This is a genomic window from Clostridium tunisiense TJ, from assembly GCF_000300195.1.
GTDB classification, from domain to species: domain Bacteria; phylum Bacillota; class Clostridia; order Clostridiales; family Clostridiaceae; genus Clostridium_J; species Clostridium_J tunisiense.
In genome coordinates, this window is sequence record NZ_AMQH01000006.1 from 18,330 (window position 1) to 36,598 (window position 18,269).

24 protein-coding genes are annotated in these 18,269 nt (G+C 31.2%); 2 read left to right on the forward strand and 22 right to left on the reverse strand.

The window, feature by feature from the left end; translation table 11 throughout:
• Window positions 1-112: 112 nt before the first annotated feature.
• From C661_RS0105495 to C661_RS21415, 5 genes are all read right to left on the reverse strand, one after another.
• A complete protein-coding gene (locus tag C661_RS0105495; protein ID WP_017414310.1) occupies window positions 113-649 on the reverse strand; it encodes a hypothetical protein in 537 nt (178 codons plus the stop codon).
• 73 nt (window positions 650-722) lie between these two features.
• The gene (locus C661_RS0105500) at window positions 723-1,199 is read right to left on the reverse strand and encodes a DUF4829 domain-containing protein (protein ID WP_017414311.1); all 477 of its coding nucleotides are present in this window, start codon (window positions 1,197-1,199) and stop codon (window positions 723-725) included.
• Between the two features lie 320 nt (window positions 1,200-1,519).
• Window positions 1,520-2,557, reverse strand: a complete 1,038-nt coding sequence (locus C661_RS0105505; RefSeq protein ID WP_017414312.1) for a S66 family peptidase — start codon at window positions 2,555-2,557, stop codon at window positions 1,520-1,522.
• A gap of 237 nt (window positions 2,558-2,794) precedes the next feature.
• Complete coding sequence (locus tag C661_RS0105510) at window positions 2,795-3,073, reverse strand: Rpn/YhgA-type helix-turn-helix domain-containing protein (RefSeq protein WP_017414313.1); 279 nt, start codon at window positions 3,071-3,073, stop codon at window positions 2,795-2,797.
• 31 nt (window positions 3,074-3,104) lie between these two features.
• The gene (locus tag C661_RS21415) at window positions 3,105-3,872 is read right to left on the reverse strand and encodes a CPBP family intramembrane glutamic endopeptidase (RefSeq protein WP_017414314.1); all 768 of its coding nucleotides are present in this window, start codon (window positions 3,870-3,872) and stop codon (window positions 3,105-3,107) included.
• A 550-nt stretch (window positions 3,873-4,422) separates the two neighbouring features.
• Between C661_RS21415 and C661_RS0105520 the strand changes: the two genes are divergently transcribed.
• Both C661_RS0105520 and C661_RS22670 read left to right on the forward strand, forming a co-directional pair.
• Window positions 4,423-4,776, forward strand: coding sequence for a hypothetical protein (locus tag C661_RS0105520; RefSeq protein WP_017414315.1), 354 nt, complete (start codon window positions 4,423-4,425; stop codon window positions 4,774-4,776).
• An 80-nt stretch (window positions 4,777-4,856) separates the two neighbouring features.
• Complete coding sequence (locus C661_RS22670) at window positions 4,857-5,822, forward strand: CAP domain-containing protein (protein WP_017414316.1); 966 nt, start codon at window positions 4,857-4,859, stop codon at window positions 5,820-5,822.
• Between the two features lie 235 nt (window positions 5,823-6,057).
• On the opposite strand, the gene C661_RS0105535 is transcribed toward C661_RS22670, so the two are convergent.
• The 17 genes from C661_RS0105535 to C661_RS0105620 form a co-directional block, all read right to left on the reverse strand.
• Window positions 6,058-6,609 carry a Uma2 family endonuclease gene (locus tag C661_RS0105535; RefSeq protein ID WP_017414317.1) on the reverse strand — a complete coding sequence of 184 codons (552 nt, stop codon included), beginning with the start codon at window positions 6,607-6,609 and terminating at the stop codon, window positions 6,058-6,060.
• 131 nt (window positions 6,610-6,740) lie between these two features.
• Window positions 6,741-7,289, reverse strand: a complete 549-nt coding sequence (locus tag C661_RS0105540; RefSeq protein ID WP_017414318.1) for an AAA family ATPase — start codon at window positions 7,287-7,289, stop codon at window positions 6,741-6,743.
• An 85-nt stretch (window positions 7,290-7,374) separates the two neighbouring features.
• Window positions 7,375-7,851 (reverse strand): hypothetical protein, encoded by a 477-nt coding sequence (locus tag C661_RS0105545; RefSeq protein ID WP_017414319.1) that lies wholly within the window; start codon window positions 7,849-7,851, stop codon window positions 7,375-7,377.
• Between the two features lie 251 nt (window positions 7,852-8,102).
• Window positions 8,103-8,594 (reverse strand): NUDIX hydrolase, encoded by a 492-nt coding sequence (locus C661_RS0105550; RefSeq protein WP_017414320.1) that lies wholly within the window; start codon window positions 8,592-8,594, stop codon window positions 8,103-8,105.
• Between the two features lie 84 nt (window positions 8,595-8,678).
• Window positions 8,679-9,017 (reverse strand): hypothetical protein, encoded by a 339-nt coding sequence (locus C661_RS0105555; protein WP_017414321.1) that lies wholly within the window; start codon window positions 9,015-9,017, stop codon window positions 8,679-8,681.
• 47 nt (window positions 9,018-9,064) lie between these two features.
• Window positions 9,065-9,448 (reverse strand): cytidine/deoxycytidylate deaminase family protein, encoded by a 384-nt coding sequence (locus C661_RS0105560; protein WP_017414322.1) that lies wholly within the window; start codon window positions 9,446-9,448, stop codon window positions 9,065-9,067.
• Window positions 9,449-9,576: 128 nt separating this feature from the next.
• Window positions 9,577-10,104 carry a GNAT family N-acetyltransferase gene (locus C661_RS0105565; RefSeq protein ID WP_017414323.1) on the reverse strand — a complete coding sequence of 176 codons (528 nt, stop codon included), beginning with the start codon at window positions 10,102-10,104 and terminating at the stop codon, window positions 9,577-9,579.
• A 111-nt stretch (window positions 10,105-10,215) separates the two neighbouring features.
• Complete coding sequence (locus C661_RS0105570; RefSeq protein WP_017414324.1) at window positions 10,216-10,827, reverse strand: CPBP family intramembrane glutamic endopeptidase; 612 nt, start codon at window positions 10,825-10,827, stop codon at window positions 10,216-10,218.
• A 116-nt stretch (window positions 10,828-10,943) separates the two neighbouring features.
• The gene (locus tag C661_RS0105575) at window positions 10,944-11,741 is read right to left on the reverse strand and encodes a class I SAM-dependent methyltransferase (RefSeq protein ID WP_017414325.1); all 798 of its coding nucleotides are present in this window, start codon (window positions 11,739-11,741) and stop codon (window positions 10,944-10,946) included.
• A 193-nt stretch (window positions 11,742-11,934) separates the two neighbouring features.
• Window positions 11,935-12,492 carry a DUF7010 family protein gene (locus C661_RS0105580; RefSeq protein ID WP_026050954.1) on the reverse strand — a complete coding sequence of 186 codons (558 nt, stop codon included), beginning with the start codon at window positions 12,490-12,492 and terminating at the stop codon, window positions 11,935-11,937.
• A gap of 264 nt (window positions 12,493-12,756) precedes the next feature.
• Entirely contained in the window at window positions 12,757-13,266 is a 510-nt protein-coding gene (locus C661_RS0105585) for a GNAT family N-acetyltransferase (RefSeq protein WP_017414327.1), read from the reverse strand.
• Window positions 13,267-13,306: 40 nt separating this feature from the next.
• Window positions 13,307-13,459 (reverse strand): DUF8582 domain-containing membrane protein, encoded by a 153-nt coding sequence (locus C661_RS23580; RefSeq protein ID WP_017414328.1) that lies wholly within the window; start codon window positions 13,457-13,459, stop codon window positions 13,307-13,309.
• A 135-nt stretch (window positions 13,460-13,594) separates the two neighbouring features.
• Window positions 13,595-14,830, reverse strand: a complete 1,236-nt coding sequence (locus C661_RS0105600) for an alpha/beta hydrolase-fold protein (RefSeq protein ID WP_242825984.1) — start codon at window positions 14,828-14,830, stop codon at window positions 13,595-13,597.
• A gap of 63 nt (window positions 14,831-14,893) precedes the next feature.
• The gene (locus C661_RS0105605; protein ID WP_017414331.1) at window positions 14,894-15,097 is read right to left on the reverse strand and encodes a hypothetical protein; all 204 of its coding nucleotides are present in this window, start codon (window positions 15,095-15,097) and stop codon (window positions 14,894-14,896) included.
• 328 nt (window positions 15,098-15,425) lie between these two features.
• Window positions 15,426-16,910 (reverse strand): DUF4179 domain-containing protein, encoded by a 1,485-nt coding sequence (locus C661_RS0105610; protein ID WP_017414332.1) that lies wholly within the window; start codon window positions 16,908-16,910, stop codon window positions 15,426-15,428.
• Between the two features lies 1 nt (window position 16,911).
• Window positions 16,912-17,433, reverse strand: a complete 522-nt coding sequence (locus C661_RS0105615) for a sigma-70 family RNA polymerase sigma factor (protein WP_017414333.1) — start codon at window positions 17,431-17,433, stop codon at window positions 16,912-16,914.
• A gap of 276 nt (window positions 17,434-17,709) precedes the next feature.
• Entirely contained in the window at window positions 17,710-18,213 is a 504-nt protein-coding gene (locus tag C661_RS0105620) for a hypothetical protein (RefSeq protein WP_017414334.1), read from the reverse strand.
• Window positions 18,214-18,269: the final 56 nt, after the last annotated feature.

The window sequence follows — 18,269 nt, forward strand, 5'->3', positions numbered from 1 at the left end:
TATCTGTTATAATTTGGATACCTTAACTTATAATCAATTGATTAATTGATTATAAGTAATTACTCTTATGACCTAACTTAAGAATAATGTGATCCTTTTGAGAAAAATAATATTATTCTTGAAGTGCTAACTTATTCATTTCATTAAAATAGTTAACTATTTTATCACTAGGTTTCAACCTTAATATTTTCATATTATGATTCTTATAAAAATCGGTATACCCCATGTCTTTTATTTTAACTGAGATTGTATAAAATTCATCTAACTTATAGATTACTTGGGTATTATAAGAAGGGTCTTGCTTAAATTTGTCCAAATCAATACCTGCTACATAATTTGCCAACGGATTAAATGATAATGTGAATCTATCTTCAGCATATCTGAATGAAGATTGTAATCTATCTATCCTAATAATCAAATCCCTTATGACTTCAACTTTTTCATTAATATCTTTAGCATTTTTAATATCTTCATTATAATCATCCATCATTAAATTAAATATTCTTAAGCTGGAACCAAAACAATCGAAAATGATTCTATCTTCTTTATTCTGTAAATTTATTATAATACCGGCTAAAAATATATTAATCACAAAGCTAAATATGAGTAACTTCTTAGCTTCCCTTTTGCAAATCTCCATAAAATTCATACCGTTCTTTCCTCCTTTATAGTTGATACTTTTTTGAATTCTCAAGACACAATTTAAGAAAAGTGTGGATTAATTATACGCCCATGTCATCTATAAACCATGGTGAATTTTCATCTTTTCTTATAACAAAATACCACCAATCATATGTCCCACTATCTTGGGGACCCACTCCATCATTTTTATAATTTACTTCATACTTTACTTTGTAAACCTTAAGGTTATTTTCTGTTGTTCCATTTGTTCTACCTCTTCCATTATGCAAATAACCTTCCTTAAATTTTCCATCTTTTTCCTCTTCAATATTTATTATCTTGGTAATATTCAAATTATCAAATCCCCAAACTACATTCGGAGCGTTGAAATGCTCTGCTAAAGTAGTTAATAATTTCTCTTTATTTTTTTCATTTTTATACTTAAAATAATTCTCTACTACAGTTTGAGCAGAATCACCCTTAGAATCAATTGCCCTATTGCTATCATTTGAGCAGCCAACAACAATAATCAAAGTAATAATAATAAGCATAACATTGAACTTTAGGTTTCCCTTCATAATTAACCTCCCATCAAATTTTACTGTTTCGCATTTTTATACCATTCTAACTTATAAGCAATATAAATTAGTCCAGATTTCTTTAATATCCCATAATAAATTTGAATATTACAACAATTTTAACTCCTATTATAGACACTCTATGCCTCTACAAATTATATTTGGTATAAAAATATAAAAGTTATTTCTTTTTCCATGAAAACACTCACAAATTCCATGGCTATAGTAAATTTCATAAGATACCAAAGTTATAGGAAGCACACTAAATGCAAGCCATCTAAATGCTTCCTAATGTTAATTCTTACTCTATAAGACTACTGTTACTTTACTGTAGCGCTGTCCAACAAAGTAATGGTTTTATTTTCACAGTTCAGTTCAGTATTAATTCCATAGGGTAATATGCCAATTGGCATAGCATGGCCAATGTTCACATTATAAAATATAGGCAAGTTAGTTAAACCTTCCTCTTGAGATACTACTTGAGTAATGGCTTCCTTATACTCCTCATAGTAAACTTCTCCTTGTGGTTTTCCAACAATAATTCCTTTTATAACTTTCAAAATGCCTTGAGCAGCAAGATTTCTTAATGTCCATTTAATAAAATAAGGAGAAGGCTTGTCTTCACTTGTTTCAATAAAGAGAATAGCATCAGTCCATTCATCAATGGTAGGCCATATTTCAGTGCCATTTGCCATCATAAAAACATCAATACATCCCCCAAGTAAATGACCTTCCACAACGCCTGACCCCTGCAATATTTCATATCCATGGTTATCTGGCTGAAGCTTTTTAGAAATATTTATATTGCTTTCTTCCCATGAAACAAAATCACTTGACCACTCAGGACTACTAGTAATGGAATAATTAGTAGTATCTTGAAATAAAACATTTTGTATTGCTGACTTGGTATATTCAAACATATTAACATATTCACCAAATTCGCACATAATAGATGGACCATAGAAAGAAACAAGGCCAGCTTTATACATCATAAAGTGATTTATTGTTGTATCTGAATAACCCATAAATATCTTTGGATTGCTTCGTATTATATCAAAATCTATATATGGAAGAGTGCGTATTGTATCATCTCCACCAATGGCACAGAAAATCCCAGCAATTGATTTATCTTCAAAAGCCTTCATTAAGTCCTCAGCACGAAGTTCTGGATGTTCTGAAACAAACTCACTTCCTTTTAATGAATGAGGCATAGTAACCACTTCAAGGCCAAAGTCCCTTTCTAACCTTTGTTTTGCAATATAATACTTATGAATTAAGGCTTCATCACCTAAACCACCCCAAGACAAACTAACAATAGCAATTTTGTCTCCTGACTTTAATCTCCTAGGTTTTATCATTTTTAACTCCCCCAATTTGTTTAAAATAAAAGTTCTTCATCTATAAGGAGATTATATTCTCCCCTGCCAATGCACTGCACCGGCACTTGCTTCATATTCAAATTTTAATTAGACTGATTTTTAAAATAGGATCTACCCGAGTAAATTGAAGCTTTTTTCATATTTCACACCTACTTGAAAAAAGATAGAGTTTTATTATAAAATTCTTAAACTCTAGCTTTATCTTCTTATTCATAATTATTTTATTTTGCTGATTTCTTCCTCTGTAAGTCCTGTTGCTTTTACTATTGTAGGTAAGTCTACACCTATTGCTAATAAATTTTTAGCAGCTTCATATAGACCTTCTTTTATGCCTTCTTTTATTCCTTCTTTAATACCTTCCTCCCTAGCTCCCTCTAACATACTTCGTTCATCAAAGATTTGTTTCATTCTTAATTCTGCAAGTCTAACGGTTTCTGGGTCTCTACTTAGCATGTCAAGTACAGTAATAGCTTTTCTAATTGCTGGTTCAGCCATTTTTTCCCCCTCCTTTAAACTTTCTTGTGGTTTAGTTAAAAGATGCTCTTATCTTTTTATTTTTATAATATCTAACAATTAAAGCTGCTAAAAAAATCATGGCTGTGCTAGTATAAAGTTTCACTTCTATACTATCTTTAATAATCCATGATGAAGACAATCCATTCACCATGCTGTGAAAAAGGATGCATAGCCATATACTTTTACTAATATATAATATAGTTGCTAATGCAAATGACATTCCGAATACCATAATGACAAATAGTCCGAAACTTCCGTTGTTTTGCACTGTTCCTTTAATAAAAAACAAAGGTAGATGCCATACTGCCCAAATGCATGCTGTAAGTGAAGTTGCGATTTCAAAAGGAAGTTGTTTTTCTAATGATGTCTGTAAAATATATCGCCACCCAAGTTCTTCTAATCCGCCAAACAAAATCATAAGTGGAATGCATAAAAGTCCAACATAAAGTTCTGCCCCACCTGTTATACCTTGCATCACCGCAGGAACTCCAAAATACAGGGATATAAAAACTATTAGCACCCAATAAAATCTAGGTTTCACTTTAATTGAAAATGCCTCTTTTGCAAAGTGCTTAATAGTTATTGTTTTATTACCTTTCCTTAACACTGCATATGCTACAATTGGAGGTGCATTACCCCCAATTACATATAATATCATGGCTATAGGCGTACCATATTGGAGATATCCAAATTGATTTGCAACAATAATAATTCCCCACATAATGAAAGTTATTAAAAATGTTCCAATTAAATAGTTAATTGTTATTCGTTTATCCATATTTCCTCCCACAAAAATATTATAGCTTTGTAAATCTTCCTCTTCCTTTAAATTGCACTTACTTCATTACTTTATTTCCATTAGGAAACATCAATAATTCAACTATTGCTTCCCAGTTTTACAATTAATCAATCTCTATTGATATCATTCTATCATACAATTACTGTAAAAATATACCTATATCTTTTAATTACTTGTTATTTAAAAGGAAGCATTATGCTCTGTAGCTAAGTGTTCTAGTAAGAACTCACTAAGTATATAAATCAGTTTCCCTTCCCCCTTTGATTTAGAGATTTTCATAATCCATTAGTACAAATAAGTTAATGATTTTGAGCTTTGTAAAACTGTTATTTTAAAAACAAAAGCTTATTTGGATAATCTTACCCTTATTATGAAACCTTTGGACAGGGGTTGTTTTAGCTTTTATCCCATGTTAAGATATGTTCATCAGCAAGGCACCTAAGAAATAAAAGCTACTGATTACCACAAGGAGTTACACATACCCCCAAGGAAATAAGCAGCAAAATAAAAAATAAGGAGTTGTTGATATATGATAACTAATAAAATATTAGCCTTAATTCTTTCATTATGTACTGCAGGAGGTCCAGCAACAGGAGCAGTTCTTGGAAACGCAGCTGGAACAGTTGCTAATAATGTAGAATTACCTAAATTCCCAACTACAGCAGTAGTTCAAAAGCAGATTTCTAATCCACAAAATGGTGGACAAACTATAAATTTACCTTTAAATCTTAAAAACTCTTGTGACAGTATAGCACCAATAGAAGTTCAATTACCAAGTGATAATCAAGTAGTTGCTGATGAGGACAATTCAGTAGTAGAAACACCAGTAGCAAATGAAGATACAGTAGTTGAAACACCAAAAGCTGAAGTACCTGAAGCATAAAAGCTACTGATTACCACAAGGAGTTACACATACCCCCAAGGAAATAAGCAGCAAAATAAAAAATAAGGAGTTGTTGATATATGATAACTAATAAAATATTAGCCTTAATTCTTTCATTATGTACTGCAGGAGGTCCAGCAACAGGAGCAGTTCTTGGAAACGCAGCTGGAACAGTTGCTAATAATGTAGAATTACCTAAATTCCCAACTACAGCAGTAGTTCAAAAGCAGATTTCTAATCCACAAAATGGTGGACAAACTATAAATTTACCTTTAAATCTTAAAAACTCTTGTGACAGTATAGCACCAATAGAAGTTCAATTACCAAGTGATAATCAAGTAGTTGCTGATGAGGACAATTCAGTAGTAGAAACACCAGTAGCAAATGAAGATACAGTAGTTGAAACACCAAAAGCTGAAGTACCTGAAGTTGAAGTTCCAGTAATAGAGAATCCTAAAACTGAAACTCCAGTTGTAGAAGCGCCTAAAGTTGAGGCACCAAAGGTAGAAACCCCTGTTAAGGAAGAACCAAAAACAGAAGCTCCAAAAGTTGAAACACCAGCTACAACACCAAGTACTACAGTGCCAAGTGGTGTGCCAGCTAACCCAAATAATAAGAGCTTTGTATATCTAGATACAGTGGAAAAAGAAATTCTAACTTATGTTAACCAGGAAAGAGCAAAAGCAGGTCTTAAGCCATTAACTTGGGAAGAGCAAATGAGACCAATTGCTAGATATAAATCTAATAACATGCTTCAATATAACTACTTTGAACACAATACACCATCTCTAAATAATGCTAGCCCAATGGACTTAGCAACTAAATACTTCAAGTACAATACTAATAGTTATGGTGAAAACTTATTCTACAGCCAAGGTTATGCAGAGTCTACAACCACAGCTAAGTACCTAGTTGATCAATGGATGAACTCTCCTGGTCACAGAGCTAACATTTTAAATGGTAGCTGGACAAAGATGTCTGCAGGGGTTGTGTTTAGCAGCCAAGGTAACTGGGTTTATGCTACACAACACTTCTCAACAAACTAATTCCTAGTTGTTTAAATAAGTTTAATTTAATAATTAATAAAATTAGATAGGTGAAACCTTCTAATTTAGTTACAATAAAAAAGAGACAACCAAAATTGGTTGTCTCTTTTTGTTGTTGCCATATAATAACTTGTAAAATTATGCTTTAACATAGGCTTCTGCTAAAATATTTACTATTTCAGTAGAAGCCCTTGGAATACTCACTCCTGAACTTATTTTCAACAAAAACATCACACTAGAATTTAAATATATCTTCTAGGTTTATAGCTATCTCAGGAAAAACTGTGCTTGTATATTTATCATTATTCTTAAAAACATTCGTTATTTTATACTGATTGTCTATTAATGAATATTGTACTATATATCCTTCTTGTTCAACTAGATTATATTCAAGAACACCAAATCTTTGATAAACATCTAGTTTAGTTAAATAGTCATGAGTAGCCGTACTTTTTGAAATAACTTCAAATATAATCTTTGGAGCTGATGTGAAACTTTCACCTTGTCTAGTAGCGTCCTCACACATTACAAATACATCAGGTTTGTACTTATATACTTCTTCATTATTTCTAAAGATTACTTCAATAGACTCCGTATATACATCACATTTACTTTTATTTAAAAATGTCATTAACTTAAAATTTAATCTCGATATTATTTTATTATGCTGAATAGAAGTATTAGATGATAATAGGATATACCCGTTACTATATTCAGCTTTACCATTATAATTAGCCTGAATATTTTCAAAATCCTCCTCTGTATAGTGTATATTCTTGGCATACATAATGCTTCACCTCTCTTGATTATTACTTAAATTATAACAAAATATATGCAAATAGCAACCACGGGATTAACCCTTTCATTTTAGACAAAATCTAATAAACTCCTAGTTTTCCGTAGATATATGCCCTTCTCTCAATATTCTTTATTCAAATATTCATGGACTATTATTTCAACATTCTTATTTAAATCTTCGTCTCCATTTAACCTAAGCACTTTACAAGGTAAGGAATTAGCCCATTGTGCATGGGTGCTCATACAGGGAGACCCATCAGTATCATATCTTGCTGAGTTATCAAGAAAGCGGCAATGTCCTTCATACATATCGCCACCTTCCATAATTCTCTCTCCATGTATTTCATGTTCTCTCTTATTAATTCTATCAATTCTAGTATCAACGGACGCAGTAATATGAATTGCTAAATCAAATAAGGGAACAAAGGGTTTATTAAAGCTATCCATAGAACCTGCCATGACAAAATTACTTCCTTTTGATATGTCTGTCATGAGTCTATTAACTTTCTCCTCATAAGTATACATAAGGGTAAAAGGTTTATTTGTATCCTTTCTCCAAATATAATCGTCTATATCAAAATAGGGGAAATCAAGTTTTTTTGCAACTAATCTCCCCAGGGTTGTTTTTCCAGAACCAGCTGAACCGAAAATAATAATTCCTCTTACCATTTGTTATAATCTCCTTAATAGAAAATTGCTATTAAACTTTTCACTCTAAATTCCATTAATTAAGTCACTTTTATCAGAAGGCGAACTACTTTTTATAAAGCAATTCTTCTGAATAATCAGCCTCACTATATAACTTTTTTATTTCATTAAAAACATTACTATCAACATATTTGCCACCATTTTTCACTTCATTTTCATAAATAAACATAGAATTTTTTGAGACACTTATAGAGTTTATATAATGCTTTGCTTTATCATTATTATCTATAAGTTCAATAATAAATTCAGTCTTTCTACTTTCCTTATTATATTCAGAAAGACTGATTGATTTTAAGTAATTCAATATCTTTTCTATATCCTGTGGTTTATCAATCATCTTGCTTCTGCCGCTCTCCTTTTTGTCACTTGTAATTGTTGCATTTATAAATTCAATCCTCTTAACTTGGTCTATATTAATTCCCTCAAGAGGCTTCGATATTTTATTGTTTTTCCCTTGAGAACACCCACCTAACACTGCCATTAATACCAATAAACTCAATATAATTATTACAGTCCTTTTCATTATTTTCACTCCTGCAAGGTTATGCCCCTCCCTTTACTTGTGTTGATATCTATAAATATTGATAAGAATAAATATTTAAAACAATACTTCTTGATAATAAGAAATATTGTTAGTAAGAAATATTGATAACAAGAAGTATTGATATCAATAAAAGAAGATAAGAAGATATAGTGTTCATGCGGGTTTGAGGAGATTCTTAAATAAATTACCCTTATTTATTCACCTTAAACCCCTCATATAAATGAAACTATTTATCTAATTGTATCTAAATACCCACTGATTCTCTCTTTGTGCTTCTGTACATATTTATCTGATTCAAGAAACTCAAAGAATTCCTCTTTTGTCAGCCACAAATAGGATATTGTTTCACCTTCTTGAAGCTTAATAGAATCTTTATCACAATTAGTTTTGCATAAATAACCGTAATATATGGTATTCCTACTCATTGCTTTATATATCTGTTCTAGTTCTGTGGTTTCAATTCCTGTCTCTTCTTTCAGTTCCCTTATTGCAGCATCATAAGGGCTCTCCCCTGCCAATGCACTGCCGCCCGCACTTGCTTCATATAATCCAGGATAATTTGGCTTTTTTAAATCTCTTTGCATTAAAAGAAACATGCCATCCTCATGTCTAACTATTATTTCACTTACCAAATGAAATAGTCCTTTAGGGATTACTTCACCTCTAACCAAATTGCAACCTGCCTTCGTTCCATCTTCCTTATATGCATCCCATAGTTCCATTAGCTATCAGCTCCTAGTTTCTAATTTGTAGCACTTCTCATTTATTTATAGCTTTATTAAATCTAGCCTAAACTAACACTAAATCTAGTCCACGCAACCTGTTCCTATAACTTTACAATCTTCAATGGAAACAAATATGCCTATGGTATTTATTGTAGGATTATCCTCTTTTGTTGTAAAAGACACAACATATATCTCCTTACCTATATAAGCTTCCTCACTGATATTCCTCATGGATGGAGAAAGTGTTACTTTTCTCACTTTGCCACTTCTCCAGCTACCTTCAATAAAGTCCTTAGCTTCAGGCCCAAGTTGTTCCCATGCTGCTCTTTTCACATTAGATTGCTCCTTAAAATAGGAGCTACCTGAATAAAGTGTGAAAATTATTATTATGGAAAAAATAATTATAATGTTTTTTTTCATTTTATCATCCTCAATTCAACCTATTTCATTAACAATACCTAGAATTATTATGTTGAATAAGGTAGTAGTTCTTTTACAGTTACTTTCTCTATGCTATTTTCAGTTTGAACTAGAACTTTAATATTAGGAGCATACTGCTTGAGTAATTCTCTGCAATTTCCACAGGGTGGAATTATAGTGTTATTTTTCTTTGGCGACCTAACTGCAACAATAGTATCAAAGTCACGCTCTCCAGCGGTAATGGCTGCACCAATTGCTATATATTCAGCACATGAGCCATGATGTGTATAAACATTTACTCCAACATAGGTATTACCATTCTTACAGCGTATTGCTGCTCCTACTGTATGATTTTCATCAACTTCATCAAAATTCTTGTTAATAACCTTTTTTGCTTCTTCAATTAAAACTAAATCATTACTATCAACCATAATTAACCCTACCCCTTTTATTGTAATTTATTATTTTATAACCTACTATTCAATTTTCAAAGCACCTCATTCGTGCCCTAAACTTCAATAGTTGCATCACTCAATTCTATATTTTAATTATGAGTGATTTACAAGTTAATCCAATATCGTTGAGTGGTTTCAGAAAAAGCCTCATTAAAAACCTCATTTTCTAATACTCCATTGTTGTTTTGAATAACTTTGGCTGATGCAACATTTATTTTATCGCAGGTTATTAAAACTTTGTTTAAATTCAATTCCCTGAACTTCTCCAAGGCTAACTTTAACATTAAAGTTCCATATCCCTTTTTCCTTTCAGTTGGTCTTATTGAGTAACCTATATGTCCGCCCCTATTAAGTAGGGATTCATTTAATTTATGACGAATAGTAATCATTCCAATTATTTTACTATCTTCTGTTCTAATAAAAAAATAGGTATTTCCAGTCACCTTGCCTTCTGGTATGTTTGCTATATCTAAAGACTTCTCAAGTTTAAGCAACCATTCATCATAATTATCATACCTATTAAGCCCTGCTGTACCATTAATTTCTGAATTATGCTTTAAGAATTCTTGTATATATTCAAATGCTTGCCTTTCAAATTCCTTTGAAGGAGCTATCAATGTAAAATCTGTCATTTTCTCACCTCATAAATTAATAAAATAAAATAGTATATATTTTTTCATGCTAATAATCACAATTTAAAATTCAATAGGCAAAGTAATATTTATTAAACCCATACTACAATTCTATAGAATCACTGTCAGTATTAAACTTGATGCCATATTAATAAGTATATGAGCAATCATAACTGGTATAATGCTCCCATCACTTTTTCTATCTACAATATATCCAAATGTATACCCTAACAAAAAAGCATTTATAATTCGTACAGTGATATCTACTAAAGATGCTGAACCTCGTATGACGAAATGTGGCAATGCAAACACAAGAGCTTGAAGAGCATTTCCCTTTAAAAACCCAAGATTTTCAATGAGTTTTTTTGCAACAAATCCTCTAAAAAGAATCTCTTCTGCTATACCTGTTTTCAAGCCATAAAGCAAAAGGTACATGAAGAATGTTAATGATGTAAAGTATTGTGTATCAACAGTATTCCTACCACTATATCCCAACTTGATTACCACAATATTAGTTGATAATGTTACTAAGTATACTATAGTAATAATAAGAACTGTCTCAAAGACATTGATGTTTTGTGGCTTATAAATACCTATTGAATTAAAAAATCCTTTTGATGACTTTTCTTTAATTAGATACCACATGAGAGGTATAATTGAGAATAATAAGATATTAAATATAACACCAATAAATTCGTTAATCAGTGTATTAATTACATTCATATTTATACTCCTTCTGTTATTGATCTAGCCTTTCCCTATACTCATCATTCCAATAAAAAATAGTAATTAATCTCTTTTCTAATTTCACCTGTCATTAATGCTTTTGAAAAGAGGAGCTATTTCTTTGTAGAGATAAATAACCCTGTTTCCTTAGGAATATTTATGGACCCTTCTTTTTGTCTTATTTCTTCAAAGTAATCATATAATCCATGCAAATCACTTTCAGTATAATGTGCTATAGTAATAGTAGATTTTAACCAATCTATTAAATCTTGAGTTTCAGTGATAGCTAAGGAATCTTCATGGTCATATCTTTCAACTTCATCAAAATGTTTACTTAATAATTCCTCTCCATTTTGCATATTGAAAGTAAAGTTTTCCGTAAAGGAATTTAGTTTTGGATTAACCTTTTTAAAAGCATCTCTAAGAAATGGCCTCATACCTCCATTTCCATTTGTTGCTGAATAAAACTTCCCACCACTTTTAAGTACTCTGTTAACTTCAGATAGTGCTTTTGATAAATCTGGCACATGATATAACATGTGATTTGCTATAATAACGTCAAAGCAATTATCAGGGAAGGGTATATTCTGAATGTCCACCTTTTGTGCTAACATATTATTTCTACTTGAATACTTTTCCCAAACTACTTTTACCATGCCCTCTGAAAAGTCCGATAAAACTAAAGTACAATCCTCTGGTAACTTATGAATTCCCTTTTCCCATTGAGCGCCATTGCCACAGCCTAATTCTAATATGCGGCACCCCTTTGGAAACTCATATTTTTCAAAAAGCCAAGGGAAAAACCCCTGCTTATTTGTACTGTATTTATCATGTAATTTAGTTCTTATGGATAAATTACTACCATCTTTATATTGTTCTTTCACATTTTCTGCTTTGTTCATTACTGACATAACTTTCCCCCCAATAATATGAATAACCTTTGCTATATAATGAATAGCTTATTTTTATTATATTGCTGTCCATTAAATCTACAATAACTCTATAACTTATTTTAAAATAATAATTTTTTTTACTATTTCTGTTGTTTTTGACCTGGCTTCAAGTTCTTAAACTTGTAATAAATCAATGAAAATAATATCTTAATTATTGTTTAAGCGTAATTTTAAAATCTGATGGAATTTTTTTATTCTCAACCACCAAACAAATACTAAAGAAAATCTCTATTGTCATCATCATCCCCGCAAGAATATAGGGTTCAAAATTTATACCAACTATAAGGGATAAAATTGGAACTAAAATAGCAAATGCAATATATGATTTAGACTTATATAGCCAGCCATAGGGCAATAAATGTGCTCCAAAAATCATTGCTATTATCATTAACATTTTTTCAGGTAGTGTTGGATATATCCACATTGCAATTAACAGGTACAGCATTTGATTGGCAGAAAAAAGAATTCCCAAGTTAGTTAAGGGATTTTCCTTGTTTTGAAAATCTACTTTGATTATTTTAGATATTAGAAATGCTAAAGGCATTAGCGGTGCTGTAAAACAAAATGTAAGTAGGTTCTTAGTAAGAATAGGTACTGATGTTGCATGAAGAATAAGTACAGCACCCCAAATAACAATTGATGCTAATATGAAATGTAATCCTTTCTTTTGCTTAATTGCACAATCCAAGCGTAGTTCTTCTAAGTTCATAATTTATCTTTAGTGAAAGTGTACTGTAAGTACCAAACTCCCACTAAAATTCACCTCATTTCTTTTTATACTTTTTTGTGTATAGCATATAAGCTACTTTGTTGATAATTCATCACCTTAAGAAAAGTACGTATTAATTCTTAATTATAATTATGGGTGATTTATAAGTTAATCCAATATTGTTGAGTTCTGTGAGATTGCCATTTACATCTAATAAAGCTGGAATGTTCATTTTTGCTTTTTCCAACTATTGATGAAAACACTCTACTTAACTAGATTGTATCGTGCCATGATGTGCTCATCTTCATATTTACCATTTCTTATGATTGCATATTTTTTTGTTCCTTCTATGACAAAACCTAAAGACTTGTACAAATTAATTGCTCGTTCATTGTCTATAAATACTCCTAATTCCAATCTCACAAGCATCAGCCAATTATCTGCTAAATCAATAACTTTATTCAACAATGCCTTACCAATACCTTTACCTTGATAATCCTTACTAATAGTAATTCCAAGGCTTCCAGAGTGTCTAACTCGTGGAGAATTATTTACAGTTAAACCTGCAATCCCAACTACTTTTTTTCCTCCATTTTCTTCAACCTCTGCAACAAATATATGTTGATTATCTGTAAGTCCACTAATGAATGCTTGGGATTTTGTTACCCTATCACTTGTTAATGACATTATATTTTCTCTTACCCCATCCATGGTGCGAATTTCATGTATGGCCTCAGCATCCTCTAGTGTTATAGGTCTTATATTAATATTCACTGTTATCCCCTCCTAAAACATATAATAACCTTGTTATTTTCTATCTTTTAATACTCGATTGTGTTATGCCAAGAACGATAAAGCAGCACCCAATAGGTATAAATACATAGTTTTTACCTATAATAGCAGCAATAAAAAATAAAATTGCTGATAATAAATAAAGCATTCTCACTAATTTTTCTTTACTTTTCATAAATCATTTCCCCTATTTCTCACCAAGTTAGTACTACTAGGACTTCCTATACCTATAGCACCAAAGTCTAAGTTACAGTTTATACAAATGGTTGTGTAATAGTTATTTGTATAAACTATTAATAACATCCAGTTTTTATTTATTTCCAACAAGGTAAACTAGTCCTTTTGCCAAGGTTTCTCCCCAACTTAAATAATCATGTCCACCTTTAAATTCTGAGTATTCAACCTGATATCCCTTAGAAAGAAGTACATCTTTCATTATTATGTTCGGCTTTATCATCCTATTTCCCTCTAGAATTCCTACTTCTAAGTAAAACTTTAAGTTCAGCTTTTCATTTTCTTTAAATAAATTACTAATCCAAGTTTCCTGAAACTCTTCTTTTGAATTCACTTTTTCAGGAGTCCACCCTGGACACCACCAAAAGGATCCTGATTGGGATAAAACATTACCAAATACCTCTGATTTCATTAGACCTAAGTAAGTTGCAGCTAATCCCCCTAAGCTAAGACCACCTATTATAGAATCCTCTGGCTTATGCGAAACATTATATCTTTCTCTCACATATGGAACTATCTCCTCAGCTACAAAACTAGTAAAATCCTTATTACAGGACAGCATCTCAAATCTATTGTCCTTACTTTCTATAAATACTGCTACTATAGGTGCTATTTGCTTTTCATAAATTAGGTTGTCCAATAATGAAGGTGTTAAAAGCCCATGAACGTATTCAAAGCCATCACTTAAAACTAGCATTTTACAAGGTTCTTCTTCTTTTGAATATGCTACAGAAGTATAAATCCACACTCTATACTCATCATTTAAAATCTTACTTTTATATCTAAACATTTCTAAGTTTCCATTAGGGGTATCTTCCCTTTTCACAGACCACACTTTAGGCTCTGCTTTAGGAAGTTCAACCATATTGCATGTCCAAGGCTGTGAATCTGGAGTTTCTTCGTCCTTTGGAACTAAAACCTTTTGCTTTGCCAATGGATCAATTCTTATACATTCTTCATTTCTTTTTTGCCAATCTTCATTTAAAGGATCATTTACAGTTAAAAAGTATCTAAATCTTAAATCATTTCTTACTTTAAAAGTCTTATACCAAATATCAGTATCTAGAATCCTATCCATTTTATTTTTTTCGTAATCTAGTCCTACGCAGCCATCAAGGACCACAACATTTTCAACTTCCTTGTCCCCTTCGTATAAAAACGTAATTAGTACATTATCAGTATCTCCCTGGATTTCTTCTATAATTGGTGTATTATCTTCTTTTACTTCCTTCCAAAATTCATCTATAGCCTTTTTATTTCCTTCCAAAATATTTCTTTTTAGTTTATTAATTTTTTCACTTTCAAAGCTCATGTTATTCACAATAAGTCCCCCTCCCTCTATTTAAAAGTATTTTTATAAATGTGAAACAAAATATTATAATTTACTCACATTTTCTTTAATTGTCTTTGTTATCTTTTCTGTACAAAAAATCACTGTTGAAATTATTGATATTCCCAATAAATATGCACTTCCCTCAATTCTATCAACACCTAACACCCGTAAAAAAATTGCTACTCCATATATTATTGCAACAGCAACTAAAAAGGATGTTACATATGGTTTAAGTATTTGCTTCACTTAATCCCCCTCCTTATCAACAGTTAAATTAAAGGTTTTAAAACTTCTATAAGCCCATTTCAAAAGAACCTTTAATAAGTAATTTACTTGTAATTTATATTTTACCATGGGGTTAATGTAAAAATATACCTATAACCTTTAATTATTTACATAAATCAAAAAATAAAGACAATTCACATCTAATACTTTAATTTAATTAAAGCTTTAGCTGTAAACTGTCTTTGATTGAATTTTATTTTGTGATTTAATAACAATTGTCCAAGCATTGATAGGTGTTATTTTCTTCAATTACCCTATAGCAATCCTACTTCTAAATTTACTATTATCCTTAATTATTAAGATTAATGTCTATTTTATACTTATCATCAATTTGGGGTTCCTCTATAATAGGAAGTGCTATTTTGTATTTCTTGCTTTTATCCAAAGGAGGAAGTTTTACTGATACAATTCTCTCCTCCACATCTTCAAGTATGGCCATAGATCCATCCTGTTTTTTATCTATATCATTATAATTTTCATCTATAATTTCCACAAAGTTAATCTTTCTAAAGGAATATGCCCCGCTGCCTTCCAGCTTGAAGGTAATTTTAGTTTCTTTGTCTGTTGCTTCAATATTTTTAATAAGAGCTGTGCTATTTTCTCCTACTTTTATTACTTTATTAACTAGGTTATCTAAGGTTTCAAATTCTCTTGCTTTGTCAATGTTATAAACGTGAATAACCTTATCCCAACCATATCCTTCTGATTTTTCCTTTTCGGTTGCAGCTCTTGATCTTACTATAACCTCCTGTGGAATGTTTAAGTCAGTGCTACTAACTGTAGTTTGTAATATTTCATGTTTAATGCCATCTATCTCCTTAGTTTTATTTCCCCATTTCTTTAAAACAGGAATAACCTTTAGTGACTTAACATTTGACAGGTCATTAAGTATCTCTATCCTTCCCTCATAGCTCTTCTCAGTAGAGGAACCATAGCCTTCGCTAGTTTCTAATATTCTTCCCTTATCATCCATAACAGCAAAGCTATATATACCAATATTATGAAATTCACTCTTATTTAAATTATCAAAAACTCCTGAGTAATTTATTGTATTTCCTAAAGGGCTAATAACCAGTTTCTCAAGCTTTAAGGTGCTGCTTGGCAACTTAATGGTTTTATCCAGATTAATAACTTTAGATTTTGTGGCCTCATCTGCCTTTGAAACCTTAAACTTAAATTTCCAAGATCCCTCTACTTCGTCTATCCATCCAGTATTTATTTTAACCTCTACTTCCTCTGGTAGGTCCATATCAGAGATATTTGCATAGGTTATAATAACAAGTTTATTATCATCTATTTTTCTTTCACTCTCACTATATGAGCTTACTGATTTACCATTTAAGTGAATAGGCCCCATTTCTACCCTGTTTTCCCTAAGGTTCTTCCCTTCAATTATTGAAGTTACTGCCATAGTGTTATCATCAATTACAATTTCAGCTATTGTGACTTTTATGCCGTTGTTTTCCACAGTTTTGTACACACTACTTGAAAACTGCTCATATTCATCAAAATGCTGACCCATGTAACCATACTTTACAAGTTTAAAAACAGATTCCATTCTCGGAGTTGCTCTTACTAGTTCACGCCCCATAACCCCTACAGCTGTTGCTATAAATACTGCTGCTGTAGCTGCAACTGCTATGTTTTTATATTTATTTCTAGAGCTTCCTTTTTTCTGCTTCTCCCTTTGTCCTCTTTCAATTCCTTTTTTAACTGCTAAATCTATGCCCTCTGGTATTTTGATATCATTTATTAAGCTATCTATATTCTCCATATTAAACGCTCTCCTTTCCCATAGATATTCTCAACTTGCTCAAAGCTTTATTTAGATGTGTCTTTACTGTACCTGTTGGACACTCAAGCACCTGTGATATCTCAGTTATAGTGAGATCCTGAAAATACTTTAGTACTATGACGTTCTTCAGCTTATACTCAAGTTTATCAATGGAACTAAGAATATCTAATTTTTCATCAATTCCACCGCTTTCATAATAACTTGAAGCCTCTGAAAGATTATCTACTATAGACACAACCTTATTCTTTTTTTTCATAAAGTCTTTAGCATTATTAATCAAAATTCTAGTTATCCAAGTTTTAAAGTATTTAGGCTCCTTTAATTTGCCTATGGACATGTAAGCTTTATATACAGTCTCCTGCAATATGTCTAATGCATCTGCTTCATTTTTAACATAAGCATAGGCTGTTCTGTAAAACCCTTCTTTATTTATGTCCATAAGATATTCAAAAGCTTTTTCATCCCCTTGGATTGCTAGCTTCACCTGTTCTTCTATAACCATAGCTAATCTCCTTTAAGGTTTTAATTACGCGTAATTTTTATTTCAGTCATCTTTGACTTATTATTTATTTTTAGGTACCTTACACCTATTAGACGTTAATAATCATGAAAGGGTTTTAAAAATCACAAAAAAATCTGCAGAAGAATAATAACTCTACTGCAGATATCTGTGCTAAATCAATAAGCTATATGTTAACTACTTTTCTTTTGAATTTTACCTCTAATATAAACTACCCTTATGCCATATTAATCTATAAGCAACTTGTTTAAAGATTTTTTATTTAAACTTCACCACTATTTCCCCATCAGTAGCATCTTCACCAACAACTTTTAAGATATATTCCCCTTCTTCAGCTGCTTTCACTTCTATAAATTCTTCCTTATTCCCTTGAACAGATTTAACAATCTCACCCTTATTATCTAGAATTAAAAATACTAGCTTTCCTGATTCTATTTCTGAGTTATATTGAAATTTTACAACTTGATCCTTGTTCAACTTAATCCTTGACATGGTGTGAGTTCCCCTAAATTTTTTAAACTTTAATTCCCATGAATCATTAGTATTTTGAGGCATAAACATAACTCCACTCTTCTCATCCTCTGATTTAGTGATGTCAAATTTACTTAAGTCCACACTAGTTGATGGTTCTTCTTGTTTTTCAACTTTTGTTTCAGCACTAGTGGTTTTATCATTATTCATCTTTTCATTACCATCCTTACTGCACCCTAAAAGTGACAATAAAATCCCCAAAGATAATACAATTAATAATTTTCTTTTCATGATACCCCCTACTTAATCATATATTACTTCTACTTAATACTTTAATTTAAAAACCA

Coding starts and splice junctions, on each gene's coding strand:
- C661_RS0105495 (WP_017414310.1), bottom strand. CDS start 649: ATGAATTTTATGGAGATTTGCAAAAGGGAAGCTAAGAAGTTACTCATA.
- C661_RS0105500 (WP_017414311.1), bottom strand. CDS start 1,199: ATGAAGGGAAACCTAAAGTTCAATGTTATGCTTATTATTATTACTTTG.
- C661_RS0105505 (WP_017414312.1), bottom strand. CDS start 2,557: ATGATAAAACCTAGGAGATTAAAGTCAGGAGACAAAATTGCTATTGTT.
- C661_RS0105510 (WP_017414313.1), bottom strand. CDS start 3,073: ATGGCTGAACCAGCAATTAGAAAAGCTATTACTGTACTTGACATGCTA.
- C661_RS21415 (WP_017414314.1), bottom strand. CDS start 3,872: ATGGATAAACGAATAACAATTAACTATTTAATTGGAACATTTTTAATA.
- C661_RS0105520 (WP_017414315.1), top strand. CDS start 4,423: ATGATAACTAATAAAATATTAGCCTTAATTCTTTCATTATGTACTGCA.
- C661_RS22670 (WP_017414316.1), top strand. CDS start 4,857: ATGATAACTAATAAAATATTAGCCTTAATTCTTTCATTATGTACTGCA.
- C661_RS0105535 (WP_017414317.1), bottom strand. CDS start 6,609: ATGTATGCCAAGAATATACACTATACAGAGGAGGATTTTGAAAATATT.
- C661_RS0105540 (WP_017414318.1), bottom strand. CDS start 7,289: ATGGTAAGAGGAATTATTATTTTCGGTTCAGCTGGTTCTGGAAAAACA.
- C661_RS0105545 (WP_017414319.1), bottom strand. CDS start 7,851: ATGAAAAGGACTGTAATAATTATATTGAGTTTATTGGTATTAATGGCA.
- C661_RS0105550 (WP_017414320.1), bottom strand. CDS start 8,594: ATGGAACTATGGGATGCATATAAGGAAGATGGAACGAAGGCAGGTTGC.
- C661_RS0105555 (WP_017414321.1), bottom strand. CDS start 9,017: ATGAAAAAAAACATTATAATTATTTTTTCCATAATAATAATTTTCACA.
- C661_RS0105560 (WP_017414322.1), bottom strand. CDS start 9,448: ATGGTTGATAGTAATGATTTAGTTTTAATTGAAGAAGCAAAAAAGGTT.
- C661_RS0105565 (WP_017414323.1), bottom strand. CDS start 10,104: ATGACAGATTTTACATTGATAGCTCCTTCAAAGGAATTTGAAAGGCAA.
- C661_RS0105570 (WP_017414324.1), bottom strand. CDS start 10,827: ATGAATGTAATTAATACACTGATTAACGAATTTATTGGTGTTATATTT.
- C661_RS0105575 (WP_017414325.1), bottom strand. CDS start 11,741: ATGTCAGTAATGAACAAAGCAGAAAATGTGAAAGAACAATATAAAGAT.
- C661_RS0105580 (WP_026050954.1), bottom strand. CDS start 12,492: ATGAACTTAGAAGAACTACGCTTGGATTGTGCAATTAAGCAAAAGAAA.
- C661_RS23580 (WP_017414328.1), bottom strand. CDS start 13,459: ATGAAAAGTAAAGAAAAATTAGTGAGAATGCTTTATTTATTATCAGCA.
- C661_RS0105600 (WP_242825984.1), bottom strand. CDS start 14,830: ATGAGCTTTGAAAGTGAAAAAATTAATAAACTAAAAAGAAATATTTTG.
- C661_RS0105610 (WP_017414332.1), bottom strand. CDS start 16,910: ATGGAGAATATAGATAGCTTAATAAATGATATCAAAATACCAGAGGGC.
- C661_RS0105615 (WP_017414333.1), bottom strand. CDS start 17,433: ATGGTTATAGAAGAACAGGTGAAGCTAGCAATCCAAGGGGATGAAAAA.
- C661_RS0105620 (WP_017414334.1), bottom strand. CDS start 18,213: ATGAAAAGAAAATTATTAATTGTATTATCTTTGGGGATTTTATTGTCA.